Source organism: Bradyrhizobium sp. NBAIM03 (genome assembly GCF_020194055.1).
GTDB classification, from domain to species: domain Bacteria; phylum Pseudomonadota; class Alphaproteobacteria; order Rhizobiales; family Xanthobacteraceae; genus Bradyrhizobium; species Bradyrhizobium yuanmingense.
In genome coordinates this window covers 1-4,639 of sequence record NZ_JADYVS010000065.1, presented here as the reverse complement: position 1 = coordinate 4,639, position 4,639 = coordinate 1, and the positions used below count along the sequence as shown (strand labels likewise).

General features: G+C 60.4%; 4 protein-coding genes and 4 pseudogenes. 5 read left to right on the top strand and 3 right to left on the bottom strand.

Annotation, left to right across the window (positions count from 1 at the left end; all coding sequences use genetic code 11):
- Nucleotides 1–211: pseudogene (locus I6F21_RS37245) on the top strand (IS5/IS1182 family transposase); the annotation flags it as partial.
- An 11-nt stretch (nt 212–222) separates the two neighbouring features.
- On the opposite strand, the pseudogene I6F21_RS37240 reads toward I6F21_RS37245, so the two are convergent.
- Together I6F21_RS37240 and I6F21_RS37235 are read right to left on the bottom strand one after the other, a co-directional pair.
- A pseudogene (locus I6F21_RS37240) lies at nt 223–366 on the bottom strand (ArdC-like ssDNA-binding domain-containing protein); the annotation flags it as partial.
- 245 nt (nt 367–611) lie between these two features.
- Nucleotides 612–977 (bottom strand): annotated as a pseudogene (locus I6F21_RS37235) (transposase); the annotation flags it as partial.
- 163 nt (nt 978–1,140) lie between these two features.
- Here I6F21_RS37235 and I6F21_RS37230 point away from each other — a divergent pair.
- The 4 genes from I6F21_RS37230 (at nt 1,141) to I6F21_RS37215 (ending at nt 4,074) form a co-directional block, all read left to right on the top strand.
- Nucleotides 1,141–1,905, top strand: coding sequence for a PD-(D/E)XK nuclease family protein (locus I6F21_RS37230; RefSeq protein WP_225184332.1), 765 nt, complete (start codon nt 1,141–1,143; stop codon nt 1,903–1,905).
- Between the two features lie 129 nt (nt 1,906–2,034).
- The gene (locus I6F21_RS37225; protein WP_225184331.1) at nt 2,035–2,301 is read left to right on the top strand and encodes a hypothetical protein; all 267 of its coding nucleotides are present in this window, start codon (nt 2,035–2,037) and stop codon (nt 2,299–2,301) included.
- A gap of 1 nt (nt 2,302) precedes the next feature.
- A complete protein-coding gene (locus tag I6F21_RS37220; RefSeq protein WP_225184330.1) occupies nt 2,303–2,629 on the top strand; it encodes a hypothetical protein in 327 nt (108 codons plus the stop codon).
- Nucleotides 2,630–3,825: 1,196 nt separating this feature from the next.
- Complete coding sequence (locus tag I6F21_RS37215) at nt 3,826–4,074, top strand: DUF2188 domain-containing protein (RefSeq protein WP_225184329.1); 249 nt, start codon at nt 3,826–3,828, stop codon at nt 4,072–4,074.
- 354 nt (nt 4,075–4,428) lie between these two features.
- Here I6F21_RS37215 and I6F21_RS37210 read toward each other — a convergent pair.
- A pseudogene (locus I6F21_RS37210) lies at nt 4,429–4,639 on the bottom strand (IS5/IS1182 family transposase); the annotation flags it as partial.

The following is a 4,639-nucleotide window of genomic DNA, read 5'->3' as shown; positions in this document are numbered from 1 at the left end:
TGAGCCCATCATCGGACACCTGAAGGCCGAAGGGCACCTCGGCCGGTGCTATCTCAAAGGCCGCGCCGGCGATGCCGCCAACGTCGTCCTCTCAGCTGTCGGCCACAACTTCCGCCGCATCCTTGCCCGGTTCAGAGAACTTTTGTGCCTGTTGCTGGTCTCGCTCGGGCACACGCTCAACTGTCCAGCTCAGCTCAATCCGACTTCTTAACGGCCGACTAAGGGTGCCCTTGCCGCGGCAGTGCCCCAAGGCTGGACCCGGGGCACGCGGCCTGCCTCAAGCTCAGCAATGATTTTGTCGGTGATCTCGTTATAGAGGTTCGCGCGGTCCTGGCCGGCGCACGCGTGAACAGCAGGGCTTGACATCCCGGTTCTCCGCGACGGGCGCCACGAGCCTCTCTCGCAGCTTGTAACCCGTCACGGAAAGAAACCAGCCGCACTCTTACTCTCAACCTTTTGCGCAATCTGCCTTAGTCTTACTGCGTCACAAAATTCGATAACTACTTTGACTTGAGACTGCCCTGATGCAACAAGGGCATCGAGATAGTGTGGACGCGAGAGCGACACTCAATCCTCGCCGAACGGTCGCGATCGAATTTGGAACGTGCCGTTCAGGCCGCAATGGCGGACCCCCTCGGGCGATAAGTTTCGGGAATTGTAATTTCTTTGAAAAGCCCGGCGGAACCTGTTGCTGAGGGGGGAAGCGTCTCCCGCTCGGAGACCAGGAATCCGTAGGCCGCGATGCACAGCGTTGCGTGATGGTGGAAGCCGCGCCAGCCTCGCCCCTCGAAGTGGCCAAGGCCAATCTCCTGTTTGAGTTCGTGGTAGTCGCGCTCAATGCGCCAGCGCAGCTTGGCGGTGTCGACCAGCTGACGGAATCCAATGTTCGCCGGAAGCGTCGAGAACCAATATTTGGTGGGTGCTTTCTCGCCCTCCGGCCATTCGATCAGCAGCCATTCCTCCGGCCGGCTTTCGGCGAGCCAGTAAGGGCAGCATCCTATCGCCAAGCTCGCTCTATCCCGCGAACGAGGTGGTCCACAAGCGTGACCGTATTCCCGAACACGCGTTCAGCGAAGCAGACCGGCTTCTGGCGCGGCCGCGCGATGCGGGAGCGCTCGAGCATGTCCGTCAGAGCCAGCAGTGCTGGCACGCCACGACGGCTTGGTCGCATCCGACCATCCCGCGATCCTAGCCGCTCTTGCCCGGACCCAATCGACGACGTCGCTTCAGAGGCTCCTGCGGGACCCGCTCGGCTACGTCTGGCGCTATGCGCTGGGATGGCGCTCCATCCGCCTGGAGGGCGAGCCGCTCCAGCTTGATCCGATAGCTTTTGGCGAATCGGTACACGAGCTCATTGCCGGCGCGATAACACGGCTTGAGCCAAGGCCGGGCTTCGCGCGCGCAAACGCCCACGAGATCGAGGCCGCCATTGAGGCAGCGTCCAGCAAGGTTCTGGCGTCCTGGCCGCTACAGCGCTCGGTGCCACCAGCTATCCTCTGGCAACATACCGTGAAGGAAGCCGCTCGCCGCACGACCAAAGGTCTTGCCTGCGACGATCCGACCCGGGCGGATACAAGGAGCTGGAGCGAAGTCCCGTTTGGCCAGGAGACGCTAATAGGCGGCGACTTGCCGTGGGATGAGACGGTCAAGGTACCGATAGAGCAAGCGGGACTTGTCTTTGGTGGTCGGATAGATCGACTCGACATCCGCGCCTCCGGCGAGGCTGAGATGCATCAGAACATCACGGTCACCGTCGAGCCGTCCGCTTACCTGCAAGCCGTCGTGGCTCGGGCCGAAGCGGCTTCACGCGTTCAACTCAACGGCCAGCTCGGCACGGGAATGCAGGGGCCTGGCGACAATTCGGTTAAGTCCACACAAGGGCCGCCGACAGGATCACAAGAATGACGATGCTATTCCCACAAACGTGGCGCGCGGGCATGCAGCGTGTCAGCGTAGCCATTGACGACAATATGGGTGAGCCAGTTGTGGTTAACTAACTTCCCCGGAGAGCCTCAGCCTGACAGGGCTGTGACTGTGACCGCTGTCTTCATGGCGAAGCCTGAGACTGTGGTGATGGGCGATAACAAGGTGCATGCGCGCGGCCATTCGCTGAGCCCGCTCATAACCACAAGCGTCCCCATCTTCACCTTCGATCACAAGGCGCTGCCATGGCCGTTGCTGCAAGGCTATCGCATCACGCTCATTCGCACGGGTGAAGCCTTCGAGGTAACAGACATCAAGTCTGACAGCGTTGCGCGTATCGAAGTCAAGGTCGTTCGGCTCGGCAGGGGCGTAGAGTGACATGGGCGTCGTAAAGCTACAGTTCGCACCGCGCACTGCGGCCGTCGAGCCTGATACTCCCGATGTCCTCGCACACGCGATCGCGAAGCTGAGGCAATGTGGGGGCGATGCCATCAACGTTCTGCGCTTGACGGATGAGCTGCCCGAAGTCGTGTTGCCGTTCCTAGCGTGGGCGGCTTCACGACGGCAGGACATTCCGGCTCGCGCCATTCGGGTCGTGATGAAATGCTGCGGCGAGCCGATGCTTGAGAGGGCGCTTGGCCTTCAGAGGTTGCGGCAACTGAAGCGGAGATATGGGGAGATCAGCGCACAGTTCGCGGCGCTCTGATCGTTTCTGCATGCCCACCAATCCCGGTAGGCGATTGCTTGGCGGCGCCTTGCTAGAATCCACTACCGGGATTTGCGGCACGTGATAGGGACAGCGCCTTCCCTGCTTGCTCCATTCCAGGTGGAATGCGCCGAGTCACGTTCGTCGCCAACCTTCCCGGAAGTGCGGATGCGGCAGGCAGCGCCCCCTATCCAAGACCCCCTGGTCGATATGGGCGCCGAGTCGCATCCGCGCTGCTTTCCACAGACATCGATTTATCAATGGGCGTAGTCTTCACCCCCTAACAAGGTGGTTCAGTCTATGTAAGGAATGCCACCTTACAAAACGCCCCTGAAATCAGTGACTTAAAGCGGATTTGGCGTTGACAGAAACGGCGCGGTTGTGCATTGTATGGTTGCGCAGTCGATAGATTGCGCGGGGCCTAAGAACCCCATTAAAGGCGCCCACAGCGCCGAGCTTCGAACGGCGCTTTTTTGTGTCCGGCTTTCCGTTCGACGTTCCGCTATGGCGGGAGGGCCGCGAAATAAGGCTGGAAACAGCACGAATAAGCGCGCCTGTCCTCTACAGGTTCTTAGCCTCCCGCCGCCAGCGGAGGCTTCCATCAGTCTCTGCGGGGTTTCACTAAGAAGCCTGTAGGGGAACTAAAATGGAAGTCATTCGCAACGTCTCGAACTCGAAGATCGCCGAGACTGATCGCCCAAGCGCCTGGCGACGACCAGTCCTGGTAGTTGTGCCACGGGCTTTCCGGACGATACTTTCCGCCGTCAGCTTCAGGCGCTTGAGGCTGGCCATGTTGAAGTTAGCGGCGCGTGGTAGGGGACAGCGCTTTTTCTCTAAGCGGGCGCCGAGTCACGTTGCCGCTAACTTCTACCATAGGTCCAAATGGACGGTGATCATCAGCGTGACAAACCTTCGCCCGCAGAGCTGAGACGTTCGGAGCAGATACTACGCGCCGATCAGATCGCGCCTCGGGGCCCCACTAAGGCCGACGCGGGCCGCCTATTGTGGTTGCTCCAAGGACGCGTTCGACACGTGGATTAACGTGCGGGCCGGTGAGACACCCAGGTAACGAGATCGTCGACTTGAATGTCGCCCACCCCGCGTTTAGCGACGCTACGAGGCGGCCACCAACTCCGGTAGTTGAGGCGACCGCGTCAGGTTTGCAAAGATCATCCGGACCAACGATCATAGAGGCGATGCCGGAGAAAGGCTTTATGGCTGGCGTTCAATACTTCGTCACGCGCTACAAGGGCCAATGGGCGGTTTCGCTCAAGGATGTGTACTCCGGCCCCTATGCCACTGAGCAAGAGGCCATCGGTGTCGCAGTGAAAAACGCCCACGAGCAGGGGCAGGCAGGAAACGACGCGCAGGTTCTGGTCCAAAGCCACGACAATAGATTCAGAAGCGAGTGGGTATATGGGCGCGACCCGTACCCACCAGGTTAAACCGGGCCAACGGAATGCACATTTTCGAGCGGCACATCACAGCCCTACGGTCGCAAGCGCTTGAGGTGCTTGCAGCCAATCAGGCCCGCGCGGCCGATCAGTCTTTGAGCCTGGCAGATCGCCAAGTCGCGACATCTGATGCAGAGGAGGCTCAGGCAGTGTTGGGCATACTCGATAGTGTGAAGCCTAACCTTAGGCCGAAGGACGCGCGGCGGATCGCTGCACGCATACGCGATCTTCTAGGGGGTGAGGGATGAGTGCCACCCGACCCTCTGGGGGCTAAAGGTCACAAGCTTTGTTTGTGATATGGCTGGCCACCGAGTTGGCGGCGCGAGACGCTCGTTTAGTCGGCCGTTAAGAAGTCGGATTGAGCTGAGCTGGACAGTTGAGCGTGTGCCCGAGCGAGACCAGCAACAGGCACAAAAGTTCTCTGAACCAGGCAAGGATGCGGCGGAAGTTGTGGCCGACAGCTGAGAGGACGACGTTGGCGGCATCGCCGGCGCGGCCTTTGAGATAGCACCGGCCGAGGTGCCCTTCGGCCTTCAGGTGTCCGATGATGGGCTCA